Consider the following 3,118-nt stretch of genomic DNA (forward strand, 5'->3'; position numbering starts at 1 on the left):
TTCAGACTCGCTTTCGCTACGGCTCCGGACCTGAAGTCCTTAACCTTGCTAGTAAAAGTAACTCGTAGGCTCATTATGCAAAAGGCACGCCGTCACCCCGAAGGGCTCCGACCGCTTGTAAGCGTATGGTTTCAGGATCTGTTTCACTCCCTTATTCAGGGTTCTTTTCACCTTTCCCTCACGGTACTGGTTCACTATCGGTCTCTCAGGAGTATTTAGTCTTGGCGGATGGTCCCGCCGGATTCATACAAGGTTTCACGTGCCCCGCACTACTCAGGATACCACTATCTAAAAGGTCTTTACCTATACCGGGCTATCACCGTCTATGGCCAAGCTTTCCAACTTGTTCTAGTTCATAACTCCTCGAATGTCGTGGTCCTACAACCCCGTTATTGCCGAAACAACAACGGTTTGGACTAATCCGATTTCGCTCGCCGCTACTATCGGAATCACTTTTGTTTTCTCTTCCACCGGGTACTTAGATGTTTCAGTTCCCCGGGTTCGCCTCCTTAAAGGATACTATGTCTTCAACATAGTGGGTTGCCCCATTCGGATATCCATGGATCATATCGTGTGTGCCGATCCCCATGGCTTTTCGCAGCTTATCACGTCCTTCATCGCCTCTGAGAGCCTAGGCATTCCCCATACGCCCTTTTCCAGCTTGTCGCCAAACCTTCAAATTCTGCCGTATTCGATAATACTCTATACTCTGTACTTAAAAAATTCGTGTCTTATTTTACTATATAAAACTTTTAATTCTCAAATCTTACAACACCCGTGCGGGTATTATAAGTCTGTCCCAATATGTCAATGAACATCGCAAGTCGCGATAGACAATGAAATCATCTATCCGCTCACACGCAAATACACTAGAGATAAACAAATCATCCCCAGGCATTGCCTGGTGGAGAATATCGGAGTCGAACCGATGACCTCCTGCGTGCAAGGCAGGCGCTCTAGCCAGCTGAGCTAATCCCCCATTTTTAGTGATGAGTTATTAGTTAAGAGTTATGAGTGATAACCCTTTAACTCAACTTCTAAAATTTCCAGTATTTTATTCTCAATGAACGTTTCCAAAACCAATCCGGTAATGAACATAAATGCCCAATAACAAACCAGCCTTAGGCTGTAGTCCCGGGCAGACTCGAACTGCCGACCTCTACATTATCAGTGTAGCGCTCTAACCAGCTGAGCTACGGGACTGTCCCTACTCCCCTATCCAGTATAAATACCTTCAAAAAAAGCAATTACTTATATATCATGATCGTAAAGACATTTTTGCGCACTTTGTAAAACTTCGAATCTTACTTAGAATAGGCCCTGAATCGAGTTCAGGGTATACTGAAACATGGTTTCAGTATAAAATCGATCAAACGGAACTGGTAATTTATTCAATCGTCGTCTCTAGAAAGGAGGTGTTCCAGCCGCACCTTCCGGTACGGCTACCTTGTTACGACTTAGCCCTAGTTACCGATCTTGCCCTAGGCCGCTCCTTACGGTGACGGACTTCAGGCACTCCCGGCTTCCATGGCTTGACGGGCGGTGTGTACAAGGCCCGGGAACGTATTCACCGGATCATGGCTGATATCCGATTACTAGCGATTCCAGCTTCACGGGGTCGAGTTGCAGACCCCGATCCGAACTGTGATAGGTTTTATAGATTCGCTCCGACTTGCATCGTGGCTGCTCTCTGTACCTACCATTGTAGCACGTGTGTGGCCCAGGACGTAAGGGCCGTGATGATTTGACGTCATCCCCACCTTCCTCACGGTTTGCACCGGCAGTCTCGTTAGAGTCCCCGACATGACTCGCTGGCAACTAACGACAGGGGTTGCGCTCGTTATAGGACTTAACCTGACACCTCACGGCACGAGCTGACGACAACCATGCAGCACCTTGCAAATTGCCCGAAGGAAAGTCTATCTCTAGACCTGTCAATATGCATTTAAGCCCTGGTAAGGTTCCTCGCGTATCATCGAATTAAACCACATGCTCCACCGCTTGTGCGGGCCCCCGTCAATTCCTTTGAGTTTCATTCTTGCGAACGTACTCCCCAGGTGGGATACTTATCACTTTCGCTTGGCCGCCCACTGCTCAAGGCAGCGGACAGCTAGTATCCATCGTTTACGGCGTGGACTACCAGGGTATCTAATCCTGTTCGCTCCCCACGCTTTCGTCCATCAGCGTCAGTATATGGTTAGTCAGCTGCCTTCGCAATCGGTGTTCTATGTAATATCTATGCATTTCACCGCTACACTACATATTCCGCCAACTTCACCATAACTCAAGACAACCAGTATCAAAGGCAATTTTACAGTTGAGCTGCAAACTTTCACCTCTGACTTAGCTGCCCGCCTACGGACCCTTTAAACCCAATAATTCCGGATAACGCTCGGACCCTCCGTATTACCGCGGCTGCTGGCACGGAGTTAGCCGGTCCTTATTCTTACGGTACCGTCAGTAGGGTACACGTACCCTTTTTTCTTCCCGTATAAAAGCAGTTTACTACCCATAGGGCATTCTTCCTGCACGCGGCATGGCTGGATCAGAGTCTCCTCCATTGTCCAATATTCCTCACTGCTGCCTCCCGTAGGAGTCTGGTCCGTGTCTCAGTACCAGTGTGGGGGATCCCCCTCTCAGGGCCCCTACCCATCGTAGCCATGGTAAGCCGTTACCTTACCATCAAGCTAATGGGACGCATGGCCATCTTTTACCGCCCGAAGGCTTTAACCATCTAGTAATGCTACTAAAGGTACCATGGGGCATTAATCTTCGTTTCCAAAGGCTATTCCCCTGTAAAAGGTAGGTTCCATACGCGGTGCGCACCCGTGCGCCGGTCGTCATCAAAGTGCAAGCACTTCATGTTACCCCTCGACTTGCATGTGTTAGGCCTGCCGCTAGCGTTCATCCTGAGCCAGGATCAAACTCTTCATCGTTAATCTTTAAATATAGTTAAGTACTAACAATCAAAAAAATCCCCCAGCCCCGTAATCTCGATCTAATTCTTATATGTTCGGAATTTCTTCCAACCATATATATGATTCTTACTTTACATCACACCCTTATAAGGATGTGTGCGCTGTCTCTACAATCTGTCAATGAACTTCAAATAAAAAAC

2 tRNA genes and 2 rRNA genes (1 of these 4 only partly in view) are annotated in these 3,118 nt (G+C 47.8%); all 4 read right to left on the minus strand.

The features are described from left to right. Positions 1-668 (minus strand): 23S ribosomal RNA (locus FEE95_RS21910) (it extends 2,162 nt beyond the left edge of the window). 234 nt (positions 669-902) lie between these two features. Continuing rightward, a tRNA-Ala gene (locus FEE95_RS21915) sits at positions 903-979 on the minus strand. A 150-nt stretch (positions 980-1,129) separates the two neighbouring features. Then, a tRNA-Ile gene (locus FEE95_RS21920) sits at positions 1,130-1,203 on the minus strand. Positions 1,204-1,408: 205 nt separating this feature from the next. Beyond that, a 16S ribosomal RNA gene (locus FEE95_RS21925) occupies positions 1,409-2,936 on the minus strand. The 16S and 23S rRNA genes sit together here with 2 tRNA genes alongside, the layout of an rRNA operon. Positions 2,937-3,118: the final 182 nt, after the last annotated feature.

It is taken from the genome of Maribacter algarum (ex Zhang et al. 2020) (assembly GCF_005885635.1).
Classification (GTDB): domain Bacteria; phylum Bacteroidota; class Bacteroidia; order Flavobacteriales; family Flavobacteriaceae; genus Maribacter_C; species Maribacter_C algarum.